Below are 1,877 nucleotides of genomic sequence, written 5' to 3' on the forward strand. Positions count from 1 at the left end.
AGGGCGTGCCGAGCATCAGCCTGAATGGCTATGACAATCAGCCCGCGATCTATATGGCCTGGGATCCGCCGCGCCCGGGCTCCGAGGTTCTGGCGCGGATGCTGCCGATCCTGATCGCGGTCAACGGCCTGTTCCTGTCGGTGGGGATTTTCGTTGCGCGGCAGGCGCATGTGAATGCGACCAACCTGATCCGCAAGGAGGCCGAGGCCGCGCGCCAGGCGCGCACCGACCATCTGAGCCAGTTGCCGAACCGGCTTGCCTTCGCGGAATACTGCGATGCGCTGGATCGGGATTTGGAGGCGCAAGTCGCGGTGATCCAGATCGACATGGACCGCTTCAAGCAGGTCAATGATGTGATCGGCCACGCCGGCGGCGATGAGCTTATCTGTCAGTTTTCCGAGCGGCTGCTGAAGCTGAAGGATGACGATACCTTCGTGGCCCGCGTCGGGGGCGACGAATTCGTGGTGATTTGCGCGTGCCGTGACGGGACCGCGAATTTCTGGCGTGCGAAGCTCGAAGAGCTGGAGAAGATCCTGGCGGTCCCGGTGCATTGTGCGGGCCTCTATTTCGATCTGTCCGCCTCGATCGGGGTGGCGCTGAAGGGGCCGGACCGCGATCCGATCCAGGATGTCGTCTGGCGTTCTGATCGCGCGATGTACCATGCCAAGCAGCAGCAGATCCCGGGCTTCGTGCTTTATGACGAGCTGATGTCGGCCGGAGATCAGGCGCGCAACGCGATAGAGAAGGCGATGCGCTATGCGCTGCGCAACAGCGACGAATTTTACATAGAATATCAGCCGATCGTCGATGCGGTGAACGGCGAGGTGATGCTGCGGGCGGAGGCGCTGGCGCGCTGGCACAGCCCGCTGCTGGGCGATGTGATGCCCAGCAAGTTCATCCCTGTGGCGGAGCAGACCGGGCTGATCGTACCGCTGGGCTGGCTCCTGCTCGACCTGATCTGCAAGGACCTGGTCGATTTCCCCGGTCTGAAAATCAGCCTGAACGTTTCGCCGGTGCAGCTGATGGCGCCGGGTTTCGTCGATGAATTCTGCGCCCGGGTTCAGACCCACGGCCTGGATTGCAGCCGGATCGACATCGAGCTTACCGAAACGCTGGCGATCCAGGGCGATTCCCATGCGATGGAAGAGGTCCGGAGGCTGAAGAACCTCGGGTTCTCGATCTCGCTGGACGATTTCGGGACGGGTTTCTCCTCGCTGAGCTATGTGCGCCAGATCCCGTTCAATGCGATCAAGATCGACAAGTCCTTCATTTCCGGCGGCGAAGTGCTGCGCGACGACTATTGCCTAGTGTCGGCTATCGTTTCGCTGGCGGAGTCGATGGGCAAGGACGTGATCGCGGAGGGGGTCGAAACCGAGCGCCAGCTCTCCTGGCTGCGCTCCATCGGCTGCCGCTATGTGCAGGGCTATCTGTTCGGCCGCCCCGAACGCATCGGCAGCCTTGCGCTGCGCTTCGGCCTGCACCCCTCGCTTCGGCAACCGCTTTCGTTGGACGGCAATGTCGCGCGGCTGGGTGGGCGGCGCAGCTCGTGAGGCCATTGTGCGGAGCGGGCGTACGATGAAGCCGAAAGGGATCCGGCGGCGGTGACGACTGAGCGCCAGGCGGGAGGTGACCGGGAGCCACTGCGCCCTGGCTCGGCGTTCGCCTTGCGGGCGAGGGCGGCGTGCGGGACGGGGGCGCCGATATGTGCGGGCTGCGAGCCCGGCGTGAAAAAGTGCTGGCCATGCCGGGGATGTGATCTACCTTCGCTGAGGGCTGAGGGCTGAGGGCTGAGGGCTGAGGGCTGAGGGCTGAGGGCTGAGGGCTGAGGGCTGAGGGCTGAGGGCTGAGGGCTGAGGGCTGAGGCCTGAGGGCTGAGG

Annotated in this window: 1 protein-coding gene; it reads left to right on the top strand. The window is 64.2% G+C overall.

Going from position 1 to position 1,877, the window contains the following annotated elements; translation table 11 throughout:
* On the top strand, window positions 1-1,550 hold a 1,550-nt coding region (locus ACOMG5_RS17210; RefSeq protein ID WP_420345017.1), incomplete at its 5' end, for a putative bifunctional diguanylate cyclase/phosphodiesterase.
* Window positions 1,551-1,877: the final 327 nt, after the last annotated feature.

The sequence above is a fragment of the Paenirhodobacter sp. genome, from assembly GCF_041916475.1.
Taxonomy (GTDB): Bacteria; Pseudomonadota; Alphaproteobacteria; order Rhodobacterales; family Rhodobacteraceae; genus Rhodobacter.